This window comes from Leifsonia sp. 563 (genome assembly GCF_040545055.1).
Taxonomy (GTDB): Bacteria; Actinomycetota; Actinomycetes; order Actinomycetales; family Microbacteriaceae; genus Leifsonia.
In genome coordinates this window covers 866,418-890,285 of the sequence record NZ_JBEPLE010000001.1, presented here as the reverse complement: position 1 = coordinate 890,285, position 23,868 = coordinate 866,418, and the positions used below count along the sequence as shown (strand labels likewise).

General features: G+C 69.4%; 24 protein-coding genes. 16 read left to right on the top strand and 8 right to left on the bottom strand.

From position 1 onward, the window contains the following. The first annotated feature begins 45 nt into the window (after positions 1 to 45). The 4 genes from dnaK to ABIC47_RS04325 all read left to right on the top strand — a co-directional run bounded on the left by dnaK (position 46) and on the right by ABIC47_RS04325 (position 4,117). The gene (gene dnaK / locus ABIC47_RS04340) at positions 46 to 1,908 is read left to right on the top strand and encodes a molecular chaperone DnaK (protein WP_018192451.1); all 1,863 of its coding nucleotides are present in this window, start codon (positions 46 to 48) and stop codon (positions 1,906 to 1,908) included. Positions 1,909 to 1,910: 2 nt separating this feature from the next. Further along, positions 1,911 to 2,576, top strand: a complete 666-nt coding sequence (locus ABIC47_RS04335) for a nucleotide exchange factor GrpE (RefSeq protein WP_018192450.1) — start codon at positions 1,911 to 1,913, stop codon at positions 2,574 to 2,576. 132 nt (positions 2,577 to 2,708) lie between these two features. Continuing rightward, positions 2,709 to 3,701: a DnaJ C-terminal domain-containing protein gene (locus tag ABIC47_RS04330; protein ID WP_354477541.1), complete on the top strand. Its 993-nt coding sequence runs from the start codon at positions 2,709 to 2,711 to the stop codon at positions 3,699 to 3,701. A gap of 2 nt (positions 3,702 to 3,703) precedes the next feature. After that, positions 3,704 to 4,117 carry a heat shock protein transcriptional repressor HspR gene (locus ABIC47_RS04325; RefSeq protein WP_018192448.1) on the top strand — a complete coding sequence of 138 codons (414 nt, stop codon included), beginning with the start codon at positions 3,704 to 3,706 and terminating at the stop codon, positions 4,115 to 4,117. 93 nt (positions 4,118 to 4,210) lie between these two features. Here the strand turns inward: ABIC47_RS04325 and ABIC47_RS04320 are convergent, their stop codons facing one another. Next, positions 4,211 to 4,948: a cysteine hydrolase family protein gene (locus tag ABIC47_RS04320; protein WP_089878402.1), complete on the bottom strand. Its 738-nt coding sequence runs from the start codon at positions 4,946 to 4,948 to the stop codon at positions 4,211 to 4,213. Between the two features lie 117 nt (positions 4,949 to 5,065). Here ABIC47_RS04320 and ABIC47_RS04315 point away from each other — a divergent pair, with 117 nt between their 5' ends. The 3 genes from ABIC47_RS04315 (at position 5,066) to ABIC47_RS04305 (ending at position 8,339) form a co-directional block, all read left to right on the top strand. Then, positions 5,066 to 5,962, top strand: a complete 897-nt coding sequence (locus tag ABIC47_RS04315; protein WP_354477536.1) for a fascin domain-containing protein — start codon at positions 5,066 to 5,068, stop codon at positions 5,960 to 5,962. A 143-nt stretch (positions 5,963 to 6,105) separates the two neighbouring features. Continuing rightward, positions 6,106 to 7,149, top strand: a complete 1,044-nt coding sequence (gene tdh / locus ABIC47_RS04310) for an L-threonine 3-dehydrogenase (protein WP_026307314.1) — start codon at positions 6,106 to 6,108, stop codon at positions 7,147 to 7,149. 2 nt (positions 7,150 to 7,151) lie between these two features. After that, positions 7,152 to 8,339 (top strand): glycine C-acetyltransferase, encoded by a 1,188-nt coding sequence (locus tag ABIC47_RS04305; RefSeq protein WP_354477532.1) that lies wholly within the window; start codon positions 7,152 to 7,154, stop codon positions 8,337 to 8,339. 74 nt (positions 8,340 to 8,413) lie between these two features. Here ABIC47_RS04305 and ABIC47_RS04300 read toward each other — a convergent pair whose 3' ends face one another. Continuing rightward, positions 8,414 to 9,796 (bottom strand): alpha/beta hydrolase, encoded by a 1,383-nt coding sequence (locus tag ABIC47_RS04300; protein ID WP_354477529.1) that lies wholly within the window; start codon positions 9,794 to 9,796, stop codon positions 8,414 to 8,416. Positions 9,797 to 9,877: 81 nt separating this feature from the next. Between ABIC47_RS04300 and corA the strand changes: the two genes are divergently transcribed. Next, on the top strand, positions 9,878 to 10,846 hold the full coding sequence (gene corA, locus ABIC47_RS04295) for a magnesium/cobalt transporter CorA (RefSeq protein ID WP_354477526.1): 969 nt from the start codon (positions 9,878 to 9,880) through the stop codon (positions 10,844 to 10,846). Positions 10,847 to 10,853: 7 nt separating this feature from the next. Here corA and ABIC47_RS04290 read toward each other — a convergent pair whose 3' ends face one another. After that, on the bottom strand, positions 10,854 to 11,534 hold the full coding sequence (locus ABIC47_RS04290; RefSeq protein WP_354477523.1) for a TetR/AcrR family transcriptional regulator C-terminal domain-containing protein: 681 nt from the start codon (positions 11,532 to 11,534) through the stop codon (positions 10,854 to 10,856). An 83-nt stretch (positions 11,535 to 11,617) separates the two neighbouring features. Between ABIC47_RS04290 and ABIC47_RS04285 the strand changes: the two genes are divergently transcribed. The 3 genes from ABIC47_RS04285 to ABIC47_RS04275 all read left to right on the top strand — a co-directional run bounded on the left by ABIC47_RS04285 (position 11,618) and on the right by ABIC47_RS04275 (position 15,879). After that, positions 11,618 to 13,240, top strand: coding sequence for an amidohydrolase (locus tag ABIC47_RS04285; protein WP_354477520.1), 1,623 nt, complete (start codon positions 11,618 to 11,620; stop codon positions 13,238 to 13,240). Between the two features lie 46 nt (positions 13,241 to 13,286). Beyond that, positions 13,287 to 14,678: an APC family permease gene (locus tag ABIC47_RS04280; RefSeq protein ID WP_354477517.1), complete on the top strand. Its 1,392-nt coding sequence runs from the start codon at positions 13,287 to 13,289 to the stop codon at positions 14,676 to 14,678. Positions 14,679 to 14,742: 64 nt separating this feature from the next. Beyond that, a complete protein-coding gene (locus ABIC47_RS04275) occupies positions 14,743 to 15,879 on the top strand; it encodes a class I SAM-dependent methyltransferase (protein WP_354477514.1) in 1,137 nt (378 codons plus the stop codon). Between the two features lie 9 nt (positions 15,880 to 15,888). Here the strand turns inward: ABIC47_RS04275 and ABIC47_RS04270 are convergent, their stop codons facing one another. Then, positions 15,889 to 16,788 (bottom strand): glycerophosphodiester phosphodiesterase, encoded by a 900-nt coding sequence (locus ABIC47_RS04270; RefSeq protein WP_354477511.1) that lies wholly within the window; start codon positions 16,786 to 16,788, stop codon positions 15,889 to 15,891. Positions 16,789 to 17,046: 258 nt separating this feature from the next. Between ABIC47_RS04270 and ABIC47_RS04265 the strand changes: the two genes are divergently transcribed. Continuing rightward, complete coding sequence (locus ABIC47_RS04265; RefSeq protein ID WP_354477508.1) at positions 17,047 to 18,570, top strand: APC family permease; 1,524 nt, start codon at positions 17,047 to 17,049, stop codon at positions 18,568 to 18,570. An 84-nt stretch (positions 18,571 to 18,654) separates the two neighbouring features. On the opposite strand, the gene ABIC47_RS04260 is transcribed toward ABIC47_RS04265, so the two are convergent. After that, positions 18,655 to 19,596, bottom strand: coding sequence for a hypothetical protein (locus ABIC47_RS04260; protein ID WP_354477505.1), 942 nt, complete (start codon positions 19,594 to 19,596; stop codon positions 18,655 to 18,657). Next, positions 19,593 to 20,219: a MerR family transcriptional regulator gene (locus ABIC47_RS04255; RefSeq protein ID WP_354477502.1), complete on the bottom strand. Its 627-nt coding sequence runs from the start codon at positions 20,217 to 20,219 to the stop codon at positions 19,593 to 19,595. The genes ABIC47_RS04260 and ABIC47_RS04255 overlap by 4 nt, the downstream gene beginning before the upstream one ends. 89 nt (positions 20,220 to 20,308) lie before the next feature. On the opposite strand from ABIC47_RS04255, the gene ABIC47_RS04250 reads away from it, so the two are divergent. The 3 genes from ABIC47_RS04250 to ABIC47_RS04240 all read left to right on the top strand — a co-directional run bounded on the left by ABIC47_RS04250 (position 20,309) and on the right by ABIC47_RS04240 (position 22,169). Then, complete coding sequence (locus tag ABIC47_RS04250) at positions 20,309 to 20,890, top strand: dihydrofolate reductase family protein (protein WP_354477499.1); 582 nt, start codon at positions 20,309 to 20,311, stop codon at positions 20,888 to 20,890. 383 nt (positions 20,891 to 21,273) lie between these two features. Beyond that, positions 21,274 to 21,948, top strand: coding sequence for a hypothetical protein (locus ABIC47_RS04245; RefSeq protein ID WP_354477496.1), 675 nt, complete (start codon positions 21,274 to 21,276; stop codon positions 21,946 to 21,948). 20 nt (positions 21,949 to 21,968) lie between these two features. Further along, the gene (locus ABIC47_RS04240) at positions 21,969 to 22,169 is read left to right on the top strand and encodes a hypothetical protein (protein ID WP_354477493.1); all 201 of its coding nucleotides are present in this window, start codon (positions 21,969 to 21,971) and stop codon (positions 22,167 to 22,169) included. 31 nt (positions 22,170 to 22,200) lie between these two features. Here the strand turns inward: ABIC47_RS04240 and ABIC47_RS04235 are convergent, their stop codons facing one another. Together ABIC47_RS04235 and ABIC47_RS04230 are read right to left on the bottom strand one after the other, a co-directional pair. Continuing rightward, a complete protein-coding gene (locus tag ABIC47_RS04235) occupies positions 22,201 to 22,545 on the bottom strand; it encodes a hypothetical protein (protein WP_018192434.1) in 345 nt (114 codons plus the stop codon). Positions 22,546 to 22,554: 9 nt separating this feature from the next. Next, positions 22,555 to 23,319, bottom strand: a complete 765-nt coding sequence (locus ABIC47_RS04230) for an HNH endonuclease family protein (protein ID WP_502910212.1) — start codon at positions 23,317 to 23,319, stop codon at positions 22,555 to 22,557. An 88-nt stretch (positions 23,320 to 23,407) separates the two neighbouring features. Here ABIC47_RS04230 and ABIC47_RS04225 point away from each other — a divergent pair, with 88 nt between their 5' ends. Next, a complete protein-coding gene (locus ABIC47_RS04225; protein WP_354477491.1) occupies positions 23,408 to 23,821 on the top strand; it encodes an ester cyclase in 414 nt (137 codons plus the stop codon). The last annotated feature ends 47 nt before the right edge of the window (positions 23,822 to 23,868 follow it).

Below are 23,868 nucleotides of genomic sequence, written 5' to 3'. Positions count from 1 at the left end.
CAGACTTTCACGGCCACAAGCCAGCAACAAAGGAGAGAAGCACACATGTCACGTGCAGTAGGAATCGACCTCGGAACCACCAACTCCGTCGTCGCGGTGCTCGAGGGCGGCGAGCCCACGGTCATCGCGAACGCGGAAGGTTTCCGCACCACCCCGTCGGTGGTCGCCTTCACCAAGGACGGCGAGGTCCTCGTCGGCGAGACCGCCAAGCGCCAGGCGGTGACCAACGTCGACCGCACCATCTCGTCCGTCAAGCGCCACATGGGCACGAACTGGACCCAGGAGATCGACGGCAAGAAGTACACGCCGCAGGAGATCTCGGCCCGCATCCTGCAGAAGCTGAAGCGCGACGCCGAGCAGTACCTCGGCGACACGGTGACCGACGCGGTCATCACGGTCCCGGCGTACTTCAACGACGCCGAGCGTCAGGCCACCAAGGAGGCCGGTGAGATCGCCGGCCTCAACGTGCTCCGCATCATCAACGAGCCCACCGCTGCCGCGCTCGCGTACGGCCTCGACAAGGGCAAGGAGGACGAGCTCATCCTCGTCTTCGACCTCGGTGGCGGCACCTTCGACGTCTCCCTGCTCGAGGTGGGCAAGGACGACGACTTCTCGACCATCCAGGTGCGTGCGACCGCGGGTGACAACCGCCTCGGCGGCGACGACTGGGACCAGCGCATCGTGGAGTGGCTGATCAAGCGCTTCAAGGACTCCACCGGCGTCGACGTCTCCAAGGACAAGATCGCGCTGCAGCGCCTGAAGGAGGCGGCGGAGCAGGCCAAGAAGGAGCTGTCGTCGAGCATGTCGACCAGCATCCAGCTGCCCTACCTGTCGCTCACCGAGAACGGCCCGGCCAACCTCGACGAGACGCTCACCCGCGCCCAGTTCGAGCAGATGACCAGCGACCTCCTCGACCGCACCAAGAAGCCGTTCCAGGACGTCATCCGTGAGGCCGGCATCAAGGTGTCCGACATCGCGCACGTCGTGCTCGTCGGTGGATCGACCCGTATGCCCGCCGTCTCCGAGCTCGTGAAGCAGGAGACCGGCAAGGAGCCCAACAAGGGCGTGAACCCGGACGAGGTCGTCGCCGTCGGCGCCGCACTCCAGGCCGGTGTCCTGAAGGGCGAGCGCAAGGACGTCCTCCTCATCGACGTCACCCCGCTGTCCCTCGGCATCGAGACCAAGGGCGGGATCATGACCAAGCTCATCGAGCGCAACACGGCCATCCCGACCAAGCGCAGCGAGACCTTCACCACGGCCGACGACAACCAGCCGTCCGTCGCGATCCAGGTCTTCCAGGGCGAGCGCGAGTTCACCCGCGACAACAAGCCGCTCGGCACCTTCGAGCTGACCGGCATCGCCCCGGCCCCCCGCGGCATCCCGCAGATCGAGGTCACCTTCGACATCGACGCCAACGGCATCGTGCACGTGTCCGCCAAGGACAAGGGCACCGGCAAGGAGCAGTCGATGACCATCACCGGCGGGTCCAGCCTGCCGAAGGAGGACATCGACCGCATGGTGCGCGAGGCCGAGGAGCACGCGGCGGAGGACAAGAAGCGCCGCGAGTCCGCCGAGACCCGCAACCAGGCCGAGCAGCTCGTCTACTCGATCGAGAAGCTGATCAAGGACAACGAGGACAAGCTCCCCGAGGACGTCAAGAACGAGGTCCAGGGCGACGTGGACGGCCTCAAGACCGCCCTCGCCGGCGACGACGACGAGGCGGTGAAGACCGCGTACGAGAAGCTCAGCTCCAGCCAGCAGAAGCTCGGCGAGGCGATCTACTCCTCGGCGCAGCCGACCGAGACCCCGGCCGGTGAGGCGGGCGACGGCCAGCAGGCCGGCGAGTCCTCCTCCGACGATGAGGACGTCATCGACGCCGAGGTCGTCGAGGACGAGGAGAAGAAGTAATCATGTCGGACCAGAACGGCGGCTCCCCGGAGCCAGAACACGAGGAGCCGATCATCCGCGACAAGCGGAGGATCGACCCCGAGACCGGGAAGGTCCGGCAGCCCGAGGGTGAGCAGAAGGCGGACGACGCCGGCGAGCACGACCTCGCGCACGAGGAGCTCGTCGACGTCGGACCGGCCGAGAACCAGGAGGAGGGTCCCATCCTGAGCGATGACGACCTCGACATCCTGTCCGGCCAGACGACCGCCGAGCAGCTCGCGGCCGAGCGTCTCGCCGACCTCCAGCGGGTGACCGCGGAGTACGCGAACTACCGCAAGCGCACCGAGGCCAACCGTGAGATCGAGCGCGAGCGTGCGGTCGGCGATGCGGTGAAGGGGCTCATCCCCGTGCTCGACGACCTCGAGCGCGCGGAGAAGCACGGCGATCTGGGGGAGGGCAGCGCGTTCTTCACCATCGCCGCCAAGCTCCGGACCGCGGTCGAGCGTCTCGGCCTCACCCCGTACGGCGAGAAGGGCGAGCCCTTCGACCCGCAGATCCACGAGGCGATCTTCCAGCAGCCCACCCCCGGCGTGACGGCGGACACCGTCGCCGAGGTGGTCGAGACCGGCTACCGGCTGGGCTCCACCACCGTCCGGGTGGCGAAGGTCGTCGTCGCGGTGCCGGCCTGACCCGGCGACACGGCGCACGGCATGGCGGAGCGGCGGGGAACGGTTCCCGCCGCTCCGCTCGGCCCGTGCGCGCTCGATTTTTCATGCAGACTTCATCCACGAACACCGACAACGACTTGAGAGGAGGCGCCCGTGGCTAGCCAAGACTGGTTCGACAAGGACTTCTACAAGGTCCTTGGCGTCTCCAAGGACGTCAGCGAGGCGGACCTCAAGAAGACCTACCGCAAGCTCGCCCGCAAGTACCATCCCGACTCCAACCCCGGCGATGCCGCCGCGGAGGCGAAGTTCAAGGAGATCAGCGAGGCCTACTCGGTGCTCAGCGATCCGGAAGAGCGCAAGGAGTACGACCAGATCCGCGCCATGGGGACCGGTGCCCGGTTCACGGCTCCGGGATCCGGCGCCCAGGGCGGCTTCGACGACGTCTTCGGCGGGATGTTCGGCCAGGGCGGAGCGGGTGGCCAGCGCTACACCTTCCAGCAGGGCGGCGGCGACTTCGACGACGTCTTCGGCGGGCTCTTCGGCAACGGCCGGTTCGGCACGACGACCGGCGGGTTCCGCGGCTACGGCGGCCCGACGCGCGGCCGTGACGTGACCGCACACACCACCATCGACTTCGTGACCGCGACGCGCGGCGAGACCATCACGCTGCAGGCGTCCGACGGCAAGCCCATCAAGGTCAAGATCCCCGCCGGCGTCGCCGACGGGCAGAAGATCAAGCTGCGCGGCAAGGGCCAGCCGAGCCCGGACGGCGGGGAGGCGGGCGACATCGTGCTCACTGTCTCTGTGCGCAAGCACCCCGTCTTCGAGCGCGACGGCCTGAACCTCCGCGTCAACGTCCCGGTCACCTTCGCGGAGGCCGCGCTCGGCGCGACCATCGAGGTGCCGACGCTCGGCGGCGACCCCGTCAAGCTGCGCGTCGCCCCCGGAACACCGAGCGGCCGCGTGCTGCGCGTGAAGGGCCGCGGCGTCGAGACCAGCAAAGGCACCGGCGACCTGCTCGCCGTGGTCCAGGTCGCCGTCCCGTCGCACCTGTCCGCCGACGCCAAGGAGGCGCTCGAGGCGTTCGCCGCGAAGCTTCCCGACGAGAACCCGCGCGAGGACATCCTGGCCAAGGCTCGGAGCTGACGATGGACGAGCACAGCCAGGTCTTCGTGATCTCGATCGCGGCGGAGCTCGCGGGCATGCACCCGCAGACGCTCCGCCAGTACGACCGGCTCGGACTCGTCAGCCCCAGCCGCACGGCCGGCAAGTCGCGCCGCTATTCGATGCGCGACATCGAGAAGCTGCAGGAGATCGCCCGCCTCGGCTCGGAGGGCGTCAGCCTGGAGGGCATCCGCCGCATCCTCGAACTGGAGGATCAGGTGGGCGAACTCCGCGGCCGCGTCCGGGAGCTGGAGAGCGCCCTCGCGGACGAGCTCCTGAATCGTCCGGGCCGCCGCGTGTTCGCGGCGGGCTCGGAGGGCGAGGTCGTCTCGATGCGCGCAGGCACCCGCGTGCGCCGCAGCAACCAACTCGTCGTCTGGCGCCCTCTCGAGCGCTGACGCCCTCCGCCCTCCCTCCATCTTCCGTCGAAGTGCACGTCGTGGCTGCTAAATCCCCGAAATAGCCGCCACAACGTGCGCTTCGGCGCCGGGTCAGAGCGAGGAGACGCCCTGGCCGACGTAGAGGGTGTTCTGGATGTTGTGCGCCTCGGTCGCGGCGATGTCGTCGTCGATCCCGGCCCGCACCTCGCGCATGAGCTTGTGCAGTTCGGCGTGCTTCTCCGGGAGCCGTGCGTGGCCGGTGCTGTCCCACAGGTTCGAAACCGGCAGCGTGTCACCGGCCTCGACCGCGAGCGTCCACTCCTCCGTTGTGGCGACGGCGGCGAACTCCGACTGCATCGTCACCAGCACGCTGCGGTGGAGGGCGTCCGCCGAGATCGCGCCGGCCTCGTTGACGAGGTCGAGCGTGCCCGTGGCATCGGACAGGAACTCGACGGTGAACCCGAGCTCGGACGCATCCCGAGCCGTCCCCGCGCAGCAGTGCTGCGTCATGTAACCGGCGATGGTGACCGTGTCGACGTCGTTGGCCCGCAGCCAGCTCTCGAGATCGGTGCCGGGGAACGCCGAGACGCTCCCCTTGGTCACCACGTGCGCGGGCGTGCGGTCGATGATCGTCTCGTGCAGCGCGGCGCCGTCCGAGCCGCGCGCGAAGACCGGCGACCCCTCGTCCTCGATGTGCTGCACCACGACGACCGGCACGCCGTGATCGTCGGCCGCGTCCCACGCGACCTCGATGTTGGGGATGGACGTCATCAGATCCGGGTAGCAGATCTTCAGGTTCCCGGTCACGTACTCGTTCTGCAGGTCGATCACGATCAGCGCGCGCTTCATGGCTGAACTCTAAAGGTCTCGCCGTCGTGTCGACAGCGGATCTCGACAATATGCTCCTGGTCGAACGTCGGAGGTCCATGACAGGCTGGGCTCTACCACCTCACATTGGAGCCCAGAGTGCGAAATGTCTCTCGTCAGTACCGAACGATCGCGGCGGCGGCGATCATGGCCATCACCGGGGCCGGCTTGGTCATGCCGGCCGAGCCGGCAGCAGCATCAGCCGTCGACCCGTCCAGCCGGGTCAGCGCGCAGGCGCAGGAGGTCGGGCATGTGACCGCACGAGCAGAGCTGGTGGATCCCGGATGGACCACCTCGAACCCGGCGCGCGTGGGCGACGCCGTCGCCATCCGCACGACGATCGCCAACACCGGAAGTGTCGCGCTCAACGGCACGCGCTGGAACAGAGCCGACGACCCCGGCTCTCCGTGGGGCGTCCGAGAAGACCCGCTTCAGCCCGGGGAGCAGTTCGTCGCGACGCTGAAGCACGTCGTCACGCCCCTCGATCTCCGAGTCGGCTACATCGACTACACCGTGGAAGTGAGCGCCTATTGGGAGGCGTCCCAGGGCGGCTACCGGGTGCTGTCGGCCCGCTCGCAGGCCGTGACAGTGCTGCCCGCGGCGGTGGTCGGCGATGTCCAGCTGGTCGCGCAGGTCAACGGACTGTACGTGACGGCGGAAGACGAGGGCGAGCGGCCGCTGATGGCGAACCGGTCGCAGGCCGGGCTGTGGGAGCAGTTCACCGTGCTCAACAATGGCGACGGAACCGTCAGCCTTCGCGCCGGCGCCAACGGCAAGTACGTCGTCGCAGAAGATGAGGGCGCCAGCGCGCTCATCGCGAATCGCACCGCGATCGGCCCCTGGGAGAAGTTCACGGTCGTCCCCAACAGGGACGGCACGATCAGCCTGCTCGCGGTCGCCAACGGAAAGTACGTGAGTGCCGACAACCCGGGTACGGGGGCGCTCATCGCCAACCGGACGACCATCGGCGCGGGGGAGAAGTTCCTGATGCAGTAACAACTCGAGGTGGTCGGCGCCATCGTCGTCATCGACGACTCACCCGATGCTGCGAGGACTAGGCTTTTGCTCGGCCGCCCGCGCCCACAAGGCGCACCGGCGGCCGAGCGATGAAGCACACCGACTCCCACGAGGAAGCGACGATGAGAGCCCTGTTCAAGAGCGAGGCCGGGCCCGGCCTCGAACTGGTGGATGTCCCCGAGCCCGAGATGGGTCCGGAGGATGTCCGGATCCGCGTTCTGCGCACCGGCATCTGCGGCACCGACCTGCACATCCAGCGCTGGGACGATTGGGCGGCGTCGGCCGTGAAGGCCCCGCTCATCCCCGGCCACGAGTTCTTCGGCGAGGTCGTCGAGGTCGGACCGCTGGTCCGCGATGTCGAGGTCGGCGACCTGGTGTCCGGCGAAGGGCATATCGTCTGCGGCACCTGCCGCAACTGCCGAGCCGGCCGCCGCCAGATGTGCATCCGCACCCAGGGTGTCGGAGTGCAGCGCGACGGCGCCTTCGCCGAGCAGCTCGTCCTCCCCGCGACGAACGTCTGGGTGCACCACAGCGCCATCGAGCCGGAGGTCGGCGCCCTGTTCGACCCGCTCGGCAACGCCGTCCACACCGCGCTCGCCTTCCCGGTCGTCGGCGAGGACGTCCTCGTCACGGGATGCGGTCCCATCGGCCTGATGGCCATCGCGGTCGCCCGCCACGTCGGCGCCCGCTTCATCGTCGGCACCGACATCAGCGCACAGCGGCTCGAACTCGCGCGCGGGATGGGCGCCGACTTCACCGTGGATGTGTCGCAGCACGACATCCATGAGGCGCAGAAGGCGCTCGGGATGCGCGAAGGCTTCGACGTCGGCTTCGAGATGAGCGGCGCCCCCACTGCGCTGCCGTCGATGATCGAGAACATGAACCACGGCGGCCGCATCGCCATGCTCGGGCTGCCGTCGAAACAGATCGCCGTCGACTGGGGCATCGTTGTCACCCACATGCTGACCCTCAAGGGCATCTACGGCCGCGAGATGTTCGAGACCTGGAACGCCATGGGCGCGATGCTGCAGACCTCGGTCGAACTGCATGACGCGATCGCCTCGATCGTCTCCGACCGGTTCCCCGCCCGCGATTGGGAGAAGGGGTTCGCCGCCGCCGCGTCGGCGGGCGGGGGCAAGGTCATCCTCGACTGGACGGAGGTCTGAATATGTACGGGAGCTTCCGGGAGCACATCGCGACACAGCTGCAGGAGATCGAGGAGGCCGGCCTCACCAAGCGCGAGCGCAGCATCCACGGCCCCCAGTCGTCGCTGATCACCGCCGACGGCCAGGAGGTGCTCAACTTCTGCGCCAACAACTACCTCGGGCTCGCCGATCATCCGGCCCTCCGCGACGCCGCCAAGACGGCGCTCGACGACTGGGGCTACGGGATGGCCAGCGTGCGCTTCATCTGCGGCACCCAGGAGCAGCACCTCGAGCTGGAGCGTCGGGTGTCGCGGTTCCTCGGCACGGAGGCGACCATCCTGTTCTCCTCCTGCTTCGACGCCAACGGCGGCGTGTTCGAGACGCTGTTCGGCCCGGAGGACGCCATCGTCTCCGACGAGCTGAACCACGCATCCATCATCGACGGCATCCGCCTGTCGAAGGCCCAGCGGTACCGCTACAAGAACCGCGACCTGGCCAATCTGCGGGCACAACTGGAGGCGGCGCGGGATGCGGGAGCTCGCTTCACCGTCATCGTCACCGACGGCGTCTTCTCGATGGACGGATACATCGCCCCGCTCGCGGAGATCTGCGACCTGGCGGACGAGTTCGGCGCCCTGGTCTTCGTCGACGACTCGCACGCGGTCGGTTTCGTCGGGGAGCACGGCCGCGGCACGCCCGAGTTCTGCGGGGTGTCCGACCGCGTCGACATCTACACGGGCACCTTCGGCAAGGCGCTCGGCGGCGCCTCCGGCGGCTACGTCTCGAGCCGCCGCGAGATCGTCGACTTGCTACGCCAGCGCTCGCGGCCGTACCTGTTCTCGAACACCCTCGCGCCGTCCATCGTCGCGGGAACCCTCGCTGCGCTCGACCTGCTGGAGCAGTCCGACCATCTGCGGGCGCAGCTCGTCACCAACGCGGAACTGTTCCGGCGGCTGATGACCGAGGCGGGATTCGAACTGCTGCCTGGGGCGCATCCCATCGTCCCTGTCATGTTCGGGGATGCCGCGCTCACCGCGCGCATGGCCGACGAGATGCAGCGCCAGGGCGTCTACGTGACCGCGTTCTCCTACCCCGTGGTGCCGAAGGGCCGCGCGCGCATCCGCGTGCAGCTGTCGGCAGCGCACACGGAGGAGGAGATCCGCCGCTGCGTGGATGCGTTCGTCGCGTCGCGGGAGGCCGTCGCGGCGTAGGACGAGATTTGCGCCAAATCTCCGTTATGAGCGACGGATAACCGAGATTTGGCGCAAATCGTGAGGGCGTGGGCTCAGTCGTCGAGCGACGCGCGCGGCCGGCGAAGCGTCACACCGCGGCGGGCGAAAAACAGGCCGAGCGTGATGATCAGGAACACCGCGAGCACCGACAGGTCGACCATCGCGACCGTCCCGCCGACCGCCGCCGCCTGCGTCAGACCGCACGCCCGGCCGGTCTGTTCCGCCGCGCACAGGAACCGGTCTCCCTGGCCTGTCGCGCCGGTCTTCACCCACGATCCGATCAGCTGGTTGTAGCCGGTGGCCAGGCCTTTCACCAGGGTCGGGCCGGAGTGGCCTTCGCCGGGCACGGCCCAGTAGGTGACCTTCCAGCCGGCGTTCTCGGCGGCGGTCGCGGTGTCTTCGACCTGCTGGCGGAAGTGCGGGTCCTCCGCGCCGGCGACGAAGATCCCGACCGTCGGCCGGGGGTAGTCGTTCGCCGCGAGGACGTTGGCCGGCCAGGTCTTCTCGTACGCCACCTGGTCGCCGCCGAAGTAGCGGTCGCGGGTGACGGTCGGCCGGTACTCGCCCGGCTTGTCCGGCCCGGAGATGTCGATGACCGCTCCCCAGGTGTCCGGGTACTTCGCGCCCAGGTACGCGGCGCACTCGCCGCCGTGCGAGAAGCCCGCGATCACGCGGTCGGCGCGGTCCGGTGACGCCGGGAGGTTCGCGTCGATCCACGCGGGGACATCCTGCGACAGGTATGTGTCGAGCTTGCCCGCGGAGGTGTCGGCGCACGGCGGGTTCTTGTCGACGGCGCCGAGCTGGTCGACGACGAGCACGAACGGCGCCTGGTCGAGCCGCTGCTGCCCGAGGCTGTGCAGGGCGTCGAGAGTGGCTCCGAGCGTCGGGTTGCCGGGCTGCCCCATCATCATCTCGACGACCGGACGCGTGCCCGACGGGTCGCGCAGCCACCCGGGCGGCACGAACAGGTGCGCGGCCCGCGCCTCGAAGCCGGAGCGGGTGGCCGGGATGCGCACCGCCAGCTGGTAGCCCTCGGCGAGGGTCTTCGCCGTGACGGGGATGCTGCGGCCGGCGACGATGGGCCGGGCCAACGCCGGCTGCGCGGTGACACCGACCACTCCGACCGTCAGCACGGCTGCGACCGCGGCGACAGCGATGCGCGCACCCCGCTGCCCGGCCGACTGCAGCACGTCCCCGATCGCCAGCGGCAGCACGGTCGCGGCGAGCAGCACCGCGAACCAGCCGGCCCCGGTCAGATCCGGGCGGGGCAGCAGTACGACGCCGAGCACGACGAGGGCGAGTCCGACGAGCTGCCCGGCGATCACCGCGATGACCGTCGCGGTCGCACGGAACCGCCAGGCCCGGCGGGCGAACCGGTACGCCGGGTACGCGCCCACCACGACGAGGGCGGCGGCGAGCCAGGCGAGCGCGGACATCGTTGTCAGTCTAGGTGCGCCCGTGTCCGTGGTCCGGGAGGAGCCTGCGTCGGGCGTACGGTTGCTCAAGAAGGAGGCGCGATGATCGTCGACAACGCCGTGTACGTGGACGGCGTCCGCACCGAACCGCCGTCGCTCGAGGAGACCAGCGAGACGGTGCGCGACCGCGGAGGCTTCGCCTGGATCGGGCTGTACCGGCCGAGCGAGAGCGAGCTGTCCGCCGTGGCGAAGGAGTTCGACCTTCCGGCGCTCGCCGTCGAGGACGCCCTCTCCGGTCACCAGCGCGCCAAGATCGAGAAGTACAGCGACATGCTCTTCGTCGTCCTGCGGCCGGCGAGCTACGTGGACGAGACGGAGAAGGTCGAGTTCGGCGAGGTGCACGTCTTCCTCGGCGACGACTTCGTCATCACCGTCCGGCACTTTGAGACCCCCGATCTGGCGCGGGTACGCAAACGGCTCGAGGGGGATGCCGCGCTGCTGGCGCACGGTCCGATCGCGGCGCTGTACGGCATCCTCGACGAGATCGTGGACGAGTACGCGCCCGTCGTCGCGGGCCTCGAGGACGACATCGACGAGATCGAGGACCAGCTGTTCTCCGGCGACCGCGGGGTGACGCGGCGCATCTACGAGCTGTCGACCGAGGTGATGCACTTCCAGCGCGCCGTGGACCCCCTGAAGGATGTGCTGCGCAGCCTGCGCGAGGGCCTGATCGCCCGCGAAGCGGACGAGGGCCTGCGGGACAGGTTCCGCGACGTCGAGGACCACGTGATCCGCGTCACCGAACGCGCGGACGGCTTCCGTCAGATCCTGCAGAACGCGCTCACCGTGCACACGGCGCTCGTGGGCCGGCAGCAGAACGACGAGGTGAAGAAGATCTCCGGCTGGGCGGCGATCCTGTTCGCCCCGACCCTCGTCGGCACGATCTACGGCATGAACTTCCGCGTCATGCCGGAACTGCACTGGGCCCTTGGCTACCCGTTCGCGCTCCTGCTGATGCTCGGGATGGGCGTCGGCCTGTACGTCGTCTTCAAGCGGAAGGGCTGGATCTAGCCCCGCGTCATCCCACCGGCATGCGCACGCGTTCGTAGCGCACACGCAGGCCGTCGAGCAGGGCGGTGAGCCCGATCTCGAACGCCGCATCCGCGGGCGCCGTCGCGCCGAGCGCCCGGTCGCGCGCCGCGTAGGCCGAGGCGAACGACGGAACCTGGTCCTCCGCTCCGGACGGGTCGAACATGTCGGCGGGCGCGATCGCGTCGAGCGCCGAGCCCAGGATGAACGACTCGACCGCGACGATCGTCGGCAGCACCTCGGGTTCCGGCCACCCGGCGCGCACCATCGCCTGGACGACCGTGTCGTACATGTGCATCGTGCGCAGCGCGCCGGTCAGCGGTAGGGTGGCGAGCAAGGCGATCGTCGGGGGATGCGTCGCGAAGGCGAGGCGATACGAGTGCGCCCAGTCGAGCATCGCGGCATCCCACGGCAGGGTCGCGAACGCGCTGACGTCGATGCGGTCGGAGATGAGCTCCCGGACGCCGGCGATGACGTCTTCCTTGCCGTCGACGTGGTTGTACAGGGCGCTGGGCCGCACGCGGAGGGCCTGCGCGAGCCGCGCCATCGTGAAGCCTTCAGCGCCCGATTCGTCCAGCAGGCGGAGGGCGGCCTCGGCGATGAGATCGCGGGTCAGCACCGTCGTCTTCGGGCGCCCCACCCGACGCGCCGGGCGATCGATCTCGGCCATGCTCTTCCCCTCCGGCTCGATCACACCCTAGTATCTGACGAAATAAAAGAACGCCGTTCATTTTTCTGTAACACGGAGGCTGTATGAGCACGACCGTCTTCACCGGTGGCACCATCCTGAGCAGCTATCGCTCCGACGCCGTCGAGCACACCGCGGTCGCGGTGGAGGACGGTCGGATCATCGCGATCGACGCCGAGGCCCGCGCCCTGAGCGCCACGGCGGACGAGACGGTCGACCTGCTCGGCGGTGTGCTCGCTCCTGCCTTCGGCGACGGTCACGCGCATCCCCTGCAGGGCGGGCTCGAGAAGCTCGGTCCCCAGGTGCGGAGCTGCACATCGGTCGAGGAGATCGTCGCGTGCGTCACGGCGTGGGCGGACGCGCATCCCGAGCAGGAGTGGATCTACGGCGGAAGCTACGACGCGACCCTGGCGCCCGACGGGATGTTCGACGCGCGCTGGCTGGACGCCGCCATCCCCGACCGCCCGGTCGTGCTGCGGGCGTGGGACTACCACACGGTGTGGGTGAACTCGGAGGCGCTTCGGCGGGCCGGGATCGACGCGAGCACGCCCGAGCCGGCGCTGGGCCGCATCCCGCGCCGGTCCGATGGATCTCCGCTCGGCATCCTGCAGGAGCCCGGAGCGGTCGACCTCCTGATCCCGGCCGAGCCCGGGCGGACGCACGACGAGCGTGTCGAGGCCCTGCGGCTCGCGACCGCCGAGTATGCGGAGCTCGGGATCGCGTGGGTGCAGGATGCCTGGGTCGAACCGGCCGAGGTGGAGGCGTACCTCGAGGCGTCCACGTGCGGGCTGCTGTCGACGCGGGTGAATCTGGCCCTCCGCGCCGACCCCGTGCGCTGGCGCGACCAGGTGCCCGAGTTCGTCGAGTCGCGCCGCCGCGTCGAGGAGCTCGGCGACCCGCTGCTGACCGCCGGCACGGTGAAGGTGTTCGTGGACGGCGTCATCGAGAACCACACCGCGGCGATGCTCGCCGACTACACCGACACCCCCGGCGACCGCGGACTCCCCAACTGGGATGCGGCCGAGCTCACCGCGGCGGCGGTCACCTTCGACAAACTGGGCTTCCAGCTGCATCTGCACGCGATCGGCGACGCCGCGACGCGCACCGCCCTCGACGTCTTCGAGGCGGTCGAGAGCGCGAACGGCGCGCGCGACCGCCGTCCGGTGATCGCGCACGTCCAGGTCGTCGACCCGGTCGACCTGCCCCGCTTCGAGCGCCTCGGCGTCATCGCCAACTTCGAGCCGCTCTGGGCGCAGCTCGATCCGATGATGCTCGACCTGACCATCCCGCGCCTCGGCCCCGAGCGCGAACGACTGCAGTACCCCATCCGCACCCTGCTCGAGTCGGCGAGCGTCTCCTTCGGGAGCGACTGGCCGGTCAGCAGCGCCGACTGGCGCCCCGGAGTCGCGACGGCGGTGACCCGCCAGACCGAGCAGCGGGTTCCGGAGGCCGGATGGACCCCCGCCGAGCGCATCCCGCTCACCGACGCGCTGGAGGCCTACTCCTCCGGCGTCGCCCGCCAGGCCTTCGCGCAGCGTGCGCGCAGCGAGCTGCGTCCGGGGTCGTCCCCGGATCTGGTCTGGCTCGACACCGACCCGCGCCACGTGGACCCGCACGACCTGCGATCCGTCCGCGTGCTCGGAACCTGGGTCGCCGGCGTCCGCCGCGCGACCACCGTACGGAGCTGATACCCACCCCCGATTGCACCACTCCATCCCAGAGAGGCAGCACCACATGACCACGACCGACCTGCCGCCCCAGCCGCGGCTCAAGAGGGCGCTCGGCCCGACAGCCCTCGTGCTGTTCGGCCTCACCTACCTCGCCCCTGTCACCGTCTTCACGACCTACGGCATCGTGACCCAGTCGACCGACAACCACCTGCCGTCCGCCTACGTCGTCGCACTGGTCGCGATGCTGTTCACGGCACTCAGCTACGGCGCGATGGCGCGTGCGTTCCCGGTGTCCGGTTCGGCGTACACGTATACCCAGCAGACATTCGGCGGCCACATCGGCTTCCTGACCGGGTGGACGCTGATGCTCGACTACCTCTTCCTGCCGATGATCAACTTCCTGCTGATCGGGCTGTACCTCAACACGCAGTTCCCCGACATCCCGGGCTGGGTGTTCGCCCTGGCGTCGCTGCTGCTCGTGCTGCTCTTCAACGTGCTCGGAATCACCCTGGTCAACCGGCTCAACGTGGCGATCGTGGCCCTGTCGGTGCTTCTCGTCGTCGTGTTCGCGGTGCTCGCCATCAAGGAGCTGCTCACCAACCCGTCGTCCGAGACACCGAGCCTGATCGAGCCGTTCCTGCCCGGGAAGGGCGGCCTGGGTCCGATCTTCGCGGGCGCCGCCGTGCTCGCCCTGTCGTTCCTCGGCTTCGACGCAGTCTCGACCCTGTCGGAGGAGGCGAAGAACCCGAAGCGCGACATCCCGCGCGCCATCCTCCTGACCACTCTCATCGGCGGCGCGATCTTCATCGTCGTCTCCTGGCTCGGCGCCCTGGTGTACCCGGACTGGCGCGACTTCGCCCAGGTCGACTCGGCCGGGGTCGACCTCATGGCCAAGGTGGGCGGCACGTTCCTGACGTCGTTCTTCGTCGCCGTGTATGTGGTCGGCGCGTTCGGATCGGGGATGACGACCCAGGTCAGCGTCTCGCGCATCATCTACTCGATGGGCCGGGATGGCGTGCTCCCGCGCATCTTCGGCACGCTCCATTCGCGGTTCCGCACCCCGTGGGTGGCGGCGCTCGCGGTCTCCGTCGTGTCACTGCTGGCCCTGGTACTGACGCTGGATCAGGCCGCGACGATGATCTCGTTCGGCGCGCTGGCGGCCTTCTCGATGGTCAACCTCTCGGTGATCAAGCACCACCTCTTCCCGAAGGGCGGCCGTACCGCGCCCTCGGCCGGGGAGTGGGTGCGCTACGGCGTGCTGCCCGCGATCGGTTTCGTCCTCACCGTCTGGCTGTGGACGTCGCTCACGGCCACCACGTTCATCGTCGGGCTCTCGTGGATGCTCGTCGGCGTCGTCTATCTCGCCGTGTTGACCCGCGGGTTCCGCCGTAAGCCTCCGACGATGGACTTCTCGGAGAAGGAGGAGCTGGAGGAGGAGGCCGCGCGGGCCTCCTGAGCTCCCGGCCGCCGCATCCCTGCGGATGTCACGCCCTCCGGTCGCCTCTGATTGACTGGAGGGCGTGACCTCCGCAGCCTCCGATTTCCCGTACGACCGCCTCCGGCGGCGTCCGGATGTCGAGGCGCCGAACCTGTTCGCCGCGGACGCCGCCGACCGCCTGTTGGCCGACATCGCCGGCGATGCGGTGCAGCAACCGGGTCTCGTGGTGATCGGCGACGGCTACGGAGCGCTGACCCTCGCGGCCGCCGCCCTCGGTGCGCGCGAGATCCGCGTGCACCAGGACGCCCTGACGGGCGAGCGTGCCCTCGACGCGAACGCCGCCGAGCTGGAACTCGCCGGCACGTACGAGCACCGGCCGCTCGACGAGACGCTCGTGCGCGGTGCGCGTACCGTCGTGCTCCGGCTGCCCCGCAGCCTGGACGCCCTGCAGGAGATCGCGACACTGATCGCGGAGCACGCGAGGGCCGATGTCGTCGTCTACGCGGGCGGGATGCTGAAGCACATGACGACGGCGATGAACGACGTGCTCGGCGAGGTCTTCGGCTCGGTGGAGGCGTCCCTCGCGCGGCAGAAGGCGCGCGTGCTGACCGTGCGCGACCCGCATCCCGCCGCCGCCACCGTGCTCGACCGCTGGCCGGAGCGCGCCCGCGACACCGCCACCGGGTTGTGGGTGTGCGCGCACGGCGCGGCGTTCGCGGGGACGTCCATCGACATCGGAACGCGTTTCCTGCTCGGCGTTCTCGATGCGGCCGTCCCGGAGGCGCGCACGGCGATCGACCTCGGCTGCGGGACGGGCGTGATCGCGTCGGCGCTCGCCGTGGCGCGTCCCGCCCTCCGCGTCATCGCCACCGACCAGTCGGCGGCCGCGGTCGCGTCGGCCGCTGCGACCGCGACGGCCAACGGCGTCGCGGAGCGGGTCACCGTCGTCCGGGATGACGGGCTGTCGTCGCAGCCCGACGCGTCCGCGGACCTCGTGGTGCTGAATCCGCCGTTCCACATCGGGGGAGCCGTCCACACGGGGATCGCGCACCGGCTCTTCGCCGACGCCGGCCGGGTGCTGGCCCCGGGCGGGGAGCTGTGGACGGTCTGGAACTCGCACCTCGGCTACCGCGCGGCGCTCGAGCGTGCGGTCGGCCCCACGCGGCAGATCGCCCGCAACCCGAAGTTCACGGTCACCGCGTCGCGCAAGCCGGCCTGACGGGACGCCTCAGCTGCGCAGGACCTCGCGCACGCCGGAGACGACCATCCCCCCGGCGCCCAATCCGCGGGCCTTGTCGGCGGCCGCACGCGACGGGACGATGTGCGCGAGCACCGGCTTGCCGCTCCCGGTGAAGGTCCGCCAGGCATCCTCGCCGCCGTTGTAGTCGAGCCCGAGCCAGCTCCAGCGCTCGGCGGTGGAGGCGAACAGCTGCGGGTCGGAGGCGAGTTCCGCCCCGTAGTAATACCCCCAGGTGCGGAAACCGCGGCCGCGCGCATCCACGGGCCACTCGCGGGCGGTGCAGTAGCCCTTGGCGACGAACGTGTTGGTCGGGTGGTCGACCGTCGCCATGAGCGCGAACAGCTCGCCGAAGTGCTCGACGGGGACCACTTTCGGGTCGACGAAGATCGTGTGCGTCGCGGCGTAAGCGGCGATGAGCTCCTCGAAGCGGAGATACGGCTGGGCAGGCTGGCGTGGATCGTTCGTCTCGGCGGCCGAGATGCGGTGCTGCCGGACCTCCTTCCAGGTGTGCTCCGCCGCGACGAATCCTGAGGTGCCGGAGGTGCGGTCGAGCGTCTCGTCGTGCAGCCCGAACCAGACGCCGTCCGACGTGCGGGCCAGCGAGATCTCCAGGGCGTTGACTCCGGCCGCCACCGAGTTCCGGTACGCCTCCATCGACATCTCCGGCCAGTCGAGGGAGCCGCCGCGGTGGGCGACGGTGAAGCCCTTCCGGTCGGTGAGACGGTCGACCAGGAGCCCGTCCTCCGATCCGCGGAAGATCCGCGGCACGACATACGCACCGCCCGCGACGGCCGCCGCGCCGAGAATGCCGCCGGCGACCCCGCCGATGAGGGCTCGCCGCGAGATGCGTCGGGCAGGCGGGGCGGCGGTCTCCTCGTCGTCGGGCATGCGCAACCCTAGGCATCCCGGTCGTCGCCGATCAAGCGACCCGCTCGGGGGTGGAGCGTGGCGTCCGGCATGCACGGCAACCCGTTCCGTTGTGGATATGGATATTCACAACGTTTTCAGGGTGCAATCAGTAAATCGGCAACCGAATCCGTCGTCATTCGCTTGTCCTTCAGGCCGGATGTTGCTAACGTCCCCCTGTCGCACACCGACGTCGCGCCCCCGCCCGTCGACCAGTGAACCTCGAAGCCAGGGAGAGCAATGACGCAGACCAGTTCCCGGCCGGATGCCTCGCACGAAGGCGGCGCCGACCAGCACAGGGGAGACCACCACGGCCTTGCGGCCGATGGTGTGAGCGCCGCCGGGTCCATCGTGATGGCCGTCGCGGGCAGTGCGCCGGCCTACTCGATCGCGGCCACCACCGCGACGCTCGTGGGAGCGGCCGCGCTCGGCGCGCCCGCCGCGCTGCTGTGGTGCGGCATCCCGATGCTCGGCATCGCCTGGGCGTTCCTGTACCTCGGACGGCTCGACGTGAACGCGGGCGCCGCCTACTCGTGGGTCGCGCGGGCGCTCCACCCCATCCTCGGCTTCCTCTCCGGCTGGGCGCTGGTCATCTCGGCGACGATCTTCATGGTCGCGGGCGCCCTGCCCGCCGGGGCCATGACGGTCACGCTGTTCGCTCCGGAGCAGGCCGAGAACGTTTCGCTCATCACCGGTGTCGGCGCGCTCTGGTTCCTCGTCATGGCGGCGTGCGTGCTGTTCGGCGTGCACGTCACCGCGCGGGCGCAGTGGATCATGTCGGTCATCGAGGTCGGCATCCTCGTGCTGTTCGCGGTGCTGATGATCGTGCGGGCGGCGACATCTGCCCACGCCGGGCCGTCGTTCTCGTGGGATTGGCTGGGCTTCCAGCACCTCACCGGCCAGGGCGTCTTCGTGTCGGCGGCGCTGGTCGCGGCGTTCTACTTCTGGGGCTGGGATGTGTCCGCCAACCTCAACGAGGAGACGAAGGACGGCCACAAGAACGCCGGGTCGGCGGGCATCATCGGCGTCATCATCGTCTTCCTGCTGTTCGAGATCTTCACGATCGCGACGCTGGTGATCCTGCCGCAGAAGACGATCGAGGAGCACAGCGCCAACGTGCTGTCCGTGCTCGGCGACGCCGTGTGGCCGGGCATCGGCGGAAAGGTGCTGGTGATCGCCGTCGCGCTGTCGACCATCGCGACGCTGGAGACGACGCTCATCCAGGTCACCCGGACGCTGTTCTCGATGGGACGCGACAACACCATCCCGAAAGCGTTCGGGCGCATCCACCCGAAGTGGCGCACGCCGGCCTTCGCGACGCTGGTCGTCGTCGGAGTGTCGATCGTGCTGTTCGTCGGATCGAACTTCGTCGGCAACGTCGGCGAGATCATGAACAACGCCATCCTGTCCATCGGCATCCAGATCGCGTTCTACTACACGCTCGCCGGAGTGGCCGTGGTGGTCGCCTACCGGAAGGTGCTCCTGAAGTCGGTCAAGAACTTCCTCCTCATCGGGCTTTGGCCGGCCGCCGGTGCGGTCTTCATGGGCGTGATGTTCGTGATGGGGATCGTGCAGAACTTCCAGGACGACGCGATCGTCGTCAACATCCTCGGGCTCGGGCTGATCGTCCTCGGCGTCGTGCCGATCGCGCTCTTCTACCGCAAGGCGCGCGGGTACTACACGCGCCGCCCGCTCGAACTCCCCGACGAGCTCGACGCCGCCGCCCCCGCCAACGTCGACGACCGCGACCCCGCCGCTCGCTGACCCCTCCGCCCCCCGTCGAGTACGCACAAATTGCACGTCCCCGGAGCCGGGAGCGTGCAATTTGTGCGTACTCGACGGTGGGGGTTAGGCGGGGGCGACGGTGGGGGACGGGAGGGGACGCGGGCGGAAGGTGAGGATGGCGGCCGCGGCCAGGAGCGCTGTGAGGGCGATCGTCCAGCCGGCGGCGAGGAAGACGCCGTCGGGGCGGACGATCGACTGGCCCGCGAGCGCCTGCACGGTGACGAGCGCGAGCACGGCCCCGTAGGCCGCGGTCGCCACGACGACGAGGCGCGTGCGCACCCGGTCGTCGGCCAGCGGGCGCCAGCGCCGGCCCAGCCAGCCGAGCAGCACCGCGAGCAGCGGCAGCAGGTGCAGGGCGTGCATCCCGATGAAGTGCGGGATGCGGAGGTCGCCGCCGACGGTGCTCCACCCCAGCACCGGGAGACCCGGTCCGCCGTCGGCGAGACCGACCGTGTGGGCGCCGGCGATGCCGCGGAAGTCGGCCAGCTGCGCCGCCGTCGGCCCGGTCATCAGGTAGGCGAGCCCCATCCCGGCCAGCGCGATCACGGCGCCCGCGCGCACGGCGAGGGTCGTCGACCGCGTGCTCAGCCGCAGGAAGAACACGGCGATCGTCGTGAGGAAGGTGCACACGTAGAGCGTGGTGATCGAGATCGCCATGACGCCCCAGACCGCGCTCGCGAGCGGGGACGAGACGTTGAAGTGGCTGGTCGTCCCCGCAGCCGCGACACCGATGATCAGCACCTGCTCGACGATGAGGGCGACGGCGACGACGGTCCCCGCGGCGTGGGCGATCCGGCGCCATCTCGGCAGGTGGGCGATGAGCCACGCCCAGGTCACGCTGTACAGCAGGATGGACAGGGAGAACTTGAGCGGCTTGGCCCACGCCTCCATCCCGGTGATCTGATGCGGGTCGACCAGCAGCCCGACCAGGCAGACGATCGTGCTGACGATCATCAGGGCGGCGACCGTCATCAACGGACGATGCCAGGCGAAGACGGTCTTCATGAGCTTCTACTTTCTTCGGTGACGACGGCCTGAGCCATTCGTCGCAGTCCGAGCGAGAGGGTGTCGCCGAGCACGGTGCCGATCACCATGAGCTCGGTCATGCGCGACGGGTCGGGCAGGGTGGCGACCGCGCCCAGGTCGGCTTCGGCGTGGATGCGCGCGGCGGCGGCGTAGCGATCGAGATAGTCGTCAGGAAGGGGGAACCCCGAGCCGGCGAACGCGTCGATCACGCGCGCGGCGATCTCGTGGCCGATGTTGTCCTCGCAGTCGGTCCATCCGGCGCGGGCGGCCACCGCATCCACTCGCGCCAGTGCCTCGGGTGTCGGTTCGGCGACGTCCGAGACGGCGGAGCGCGAGAGCGCCTGCTGCGCGACGTCGAACGTGTGGGCGATAGGGGCGCCCGGCTCATCCAGTGCGTTCAGGATGGTCTTGACGGAGGCGATGGACAGCTTGCCCACCTCGAGCATGGCGCGGATCAGCCGCAGCCGACGCTCGTGCTCTTCGCTGTAGATGGTGCGGTTGCCGCCCACGCGTTCGCCCGCGGGCAGCAGCCCTTCCCGCACGTAGTACTTGATCGTGGCGGCGGGAGTCGAGGAGCGTTCGGCGAGTTCGGTGATCAGCACGCTCTGATAGTAACACTACCGGTAGCGTCACTACCAGTGCTTTGTCTGCTCGACCGCTAGCGTGAGGGCAGCGAAAGAGGAGGGGCATCGTGGGCAAGACCGTGCTGTACGCATCCGTGTCGGTGGACGGCTTCATCGCCGATGACGGCGACCAGCCCGGTCCGCTGTTCGACTGGCTGCTCGGCGGCGACGTGCCGCTGGACGACAGCGGCGTGCTGAAGGTGTCGCAGGCCTCGTACGACTACGTCCGGCCCTACTGGGATGGGATCGGGGTGACGATCGTCGGCCGTCACGTCTTCGACATGACCGACGGGTGGGACGGGACGCCCCCGGGCGGCGTCGAGCACGTCGTCGTCGTGACCCACCGGGGCAGGCCGGAGGGCTGGTTCCCCGACGCTCCGTTCACGTTCGTCGACGGCATCGAGGCCGCGATGCGCACCGCCCAGGAGCTCGCGGGCGACCGCGTGGTCGAGGTCGCGGCGGGAGATGTGGGCGGCCAGGCGCTCGCCGCGGGTCTGATCGACGAGGTCCGGATGGATGTGGCACCTGTCGTGCTCGGCGCCGGGAAGCGCTTCTTCGGGTCCGTCGCAGCGCAGCACCTCCTCGAGGGACCGGAGGAGATCGTGCAGGGGGACGGCGTGCTCCACCTGCGCTATCGCGTGCGTCGGTGACGCTGCGCTGACCCGGAGCCGAAGCGAGACGAGCGCCTTCGCTCGAGCTCCGGCAGGTGCGTGCGTTGGGCGTCCTCTCGATGTCCGCTATTGCGGGTGTCGCAGACGCTGCGAGCTCTCCCTTCTGCGCGCTGCCACGGCGCATCAATTCCCTGGTGAAGCCTGGTTTCGAAGCGATGAATGTGGCAGTCGCTCGCTGCTTCACGACCTCGCGGTCGAAAGGATCACGTATGGCCGAGTTTCCTTCTTCGCGATCGACGCAGCCAGTGTGGAGCGAGGAATCGTTGACGCGACGCACGGGCCTCCAGGGCTGCACGAACTCGCGATCGACGTCCTTTCAACGACGAGAGGAACGTGAGATGCGCTTTCGAGGATTGCAGTCTATGAGCCGGCGCGCAGCTTTTGCTGCAGCCGCAGCTGTGATGGCCATGGGTTTCGTTGCTGCCGTAGCAGCTCCCGCCGATGCGTCTCCCAGCGCCGCGCGCGCAGTCGGATCCGATTCCGGCACGACCGTCCCCGTCATCCCGGACGCCGAGTCCGCGGCCTCACTACCGTCGGCGCAGCAGGCCGAGCTGGCTGCTCTGTCATCCAGCAGCGCAGCGATCGAAGAGGCCACGGCGAACGGAGAGTTCGATTACGCTCTCGCCGTGCGGAGCGGTGCCGACGAGACCGTGGCCCGGGAATGGGCGCAGGGCGTACAGCTCGCTGGAGGCGTAGTCCGGAATGCGCCGAATCCGACATCCCTGACACAAATGCCCGTTCGGATCGCCGCCTTGGCTGCCTGCCGCGGCCAGAACAGAATCTGGACCGACTATTTGGGCGGACATGCGCGTTTCAGCTCCTGCGTCGTCCCGAAAGCCGTCGCTGCCCTTCAAGCTGGTGTCGGCGCGACGGCATTGGCAGCGACCATCGCCACGGCGGCCTCCATGGGCGTCGCAGCAGTGTCGGCCATCGTGCCTGCCCTCCTCCAATACAGCGTGTGGTCGATCGATGCCTGTAGCAAGAACGGGACCGGCGTAGAACTGGCGTTCGCCGGATTCGTATGCTGGGCCCAGTAGAGAGGGCGGTGACTGTGCCCATGATCGATCGGCTTACGCTGCTCCTGGTCGGGATCCTCACCGGGTCGGCGGCCACGCTCCTGGTGATCGGAATCTCGCAGATCGGAAGCGACCCCGACCTCACCGGACAACTCTCCAGCGCCGGGACTGTTCTCGCGGCTGTCGCCCTGGCTGTCACCGTGGCGTGGGTCAGTTACAGAAGGCGGCATCAGTCCCGATGAGCGCAGCGCCTGCGGCTCGGCGACGCCCCCGTCACGCCTCGTCGTGCTTGCGGCGCGACGGCGAGTCGAGCAGGGACAGGACGAAGAGCAGCGCCAGCAGGGCGAAGATGCTGAGTGCCGCGATGAGGTCGCTCCACGTGAAGGGGATGAGCGCCCCGTCGATCGAGAGGACGAACACCGTCTCGACGACGCCGAACGCGACGAAGAACAGGCCGAGCAGCACGCGGGTCGTCCGGACGTTGTGGCCGCGGCGGTGCACCTCCACGCGCCGCAGCTCCACCATCAGGGTCAGCAGCAGGAGCGGCAGCACCTGGGCCAGGGTCGCGGCCGTCTGGCTGTCCATCAGCACCACGCGCAGGTCGGCCGGATCCACCATGGCGACAGGCTACCGCTCCGTGGGCGTCGCGGCGCCGGGCTGAGGCACCATCACGGGCGCGCATCCCGCCAGGATGCGGTCGATCGCGTCGTGCTCGGCGGGCGCGACCCACAGGTGGTACCGAGCCTTGACGGCGACCTGCGCCGCCACGTACTCGCATCGGTACGGCTTCACCGGCGGCAGCCAGGTGGCGGCATCCCCGTCGGATTTCTTCGCGTTCGTCGGGCCGTCGACGGCGACGAGGTTCAGCGGGTCGTTCGCGAACTGCCGGCGTTGCTCGAACGTGAGCTGCTGCGCGCCGGTCTGCCAGGCGTTCGCGAGCGGGACGCGGTGGTCGATCTGCACCTCGGCCGAGGTCGCGACGCCGCGGCGGAAGCTGATCGTCTTCCCGGTGTACGGGTCGTGGAGGGTGCCGGAGGTGACCTTGCAGGGGCCGTCCCGGACGATGTCGGTCAGGTCGCGGGCGAGGATGAGGTCCCGCGTCGAGCAGGCCTGCCCGGGCAGATCCCACGCCGGGCCGAAGTCGCCGACCCGGTCGTAGCCGGTCTTCGGCGCCTTTCCCTTGACCGGGAGCGTGGCCAGCAGGGCTCGGGCGTCGATCGAGCCGGCCGGTGCCGCGGACGCTGGCACGGCCGCCGGCGGAGTCGCAACCGTGCCCGCCGGCTCCGCGGCGCTCACGACGACGGAGCATCCGGTCAGGAGCAACGCGGCGGCCACAAGCGCGGCGGAGGCGGACAGCCTCCGCCTCGTCCGTTCCTGATCCGTCTGGCGCACGAGATGCGATCCTATGCGCCGCCTCCGACACCGGACGGAGGCACGCCAGGGGCGGACGCGAAGCGTTCACCGTGCCAGAATGCGCGGCATGGATGCCGAACCAGCAGACGACCGCGCGGTCGTCGAGGAGCGCTACCGGCACTACCTCGACCGCTGCAACGAGCACCGCTTCGGCGAGTTGGATGCGTTCGTCGCGCCGGACGTTCACGTCAACGGCGTGCGCGTCGGCATCCACGAGTACGGCGCGGGGCTGGCCGGGGTCGTCGAGCTGTTCCCCGACTTCCGGTGGACGCTCGAGGAGCTCGTGGTCGACGGGGACCGCATCGCCGCCCGTCTCACCGACACCGCCACGTCGGCCGATGGCGAGCGCCGCATCCGCATCCAGGAGTTCGCCCACTACCGGCTGGCCGGCGGACTCATCGCGGAGGCCTGGGGAGACCTCGACCGGTGGCGCCTCGACGCGGCCCCGGATGCCGGTGAACCGACGAAAACAGCCTCCTGAACGGAATATCCCCTCGCCAATCAAAGTTGAGCCTAGTAGACTCAAGT

Coding starts and splice junctions, on each gene's coding strand:
- ABIC47_RS04300 (WP_354477529.1), bottom strand. CDS start 9,796: ATGTCCGCGCTCGCCTGGCTCGCCGCCGCCCTCGTCGTGGTGGGCGCG.
- ABIC47_RS04285 (WP_354477520.1), top strand. CDS start 11,618: ATGAGCACGACCGTCTTCACCGGTGGCACCATCCTGAGCAGCTATCGC.
- ABIC47_RS04235 (WP_018192434.1), bottom strand. CDS start 22,545: ATGGTGGATCCGGCCGACCTGCGCGTGGTGCTGATGGACAGCCAGACG.
- dnaK (WP_018192451.1), top strand. CDS start 46: ATGTCACGTGCAGTAGGAATCGACCTCGGAACCACCAACTCCGTCGTC.
- corA (WP_354477526.1), top strand. CDS start 9,878: ATGATCGTCGACAACGCCGTGTACGTGGACGGCGTCCGCACCGAACCG.
- ABIC47_RS04260 (WP_354477505.1), bottom strand. CDS start 19,596: ATGAAGACCGTCTTCGCCTGGCATCGTCCGTTGATGACGGTCGCCGCC.
- ABIC47_RS04240 (WP_354477493.1), top strand. CDS start 21,969: ATGATCGATCGGCTTACGCTGCTCCTGGTCGGGATCCTCACCGGGTCG.
- ABIC47_RS04225 (WP_354477491.1), top strand. CDS start 23,408: ATGGATGCCGAACCAGCAGACGACCGCGCGGTCGTCGAGGAGCGCTAC.
- ABIC47_RS04320 (WP_089878402.1), bottom strand. CDS start 4,948: ATGAAGCGCGCGCTGATCGTGATCGACCTGCAGAACGAGTACGTGACC.
- ABIC47_RS04270 (WP_354477511.1), bottom strand. CDS start 16,788: ATGCCCGACGACGAGGAGACCGCCGCCCCGCCTGCCCGACGCATCTCG.
- ABIC47_RS04280 (WP_354477517.1), top strand. CDS start 13,287: ATGACCACGACCGACCTGCCGCCCCAGCCGCGGCTCAAGAGGGCGCTC.
- ABIC47_RS04305 (WP_354477532.1), top strand. CDS start 7,152: ATGTACGGGAGCTTCCGGGAGCACATCGCGACACAGCTGCAGGAGATC.
- ABIC47_RS04265 (WP_354477508.1), top strand. CDS start 17,047: ATGACGCAGACCAGTTCCCGGCCGGATGCCTCGCACGAAGGCGGCGCC.
- ABIC47_RS04325 (WP_018192448.1), top strand. CDS start 3,704: ATGGACGAGCACAGCCAGGTCTTCGTGATCTCGATCGCGGCGGAGCTC.
- ABIC47_RS04335 (WP_018192450.1), top strand. CDS start 1,911: ATGTCGGACCAGAACGGCGGCTCCCCGGAGCCAGAACACGAGGAGCCG.
- ABIC47_RS04290 (WP_354477523.1), bottom strand. CDS start 11,534: ATGGCCGAGATCGATCGCCCGGCGCGTCGGGTGGGGCGCCCGAAGACG.
- ABIC47_RS04245 (WP_354477496.1), top strand. CDS start 21,274: ATGAGCCGGCGCGCAGCTTTTGCTGCAGCCGCAGCTGTGATGGCCATG.
- tdh (WP_026307314.1), top strand. CDS start 6,106: ATGAGAGCCCTGTTCAAGAGCGAGGCCGGGCCCGGCCTCGAACTGGTG.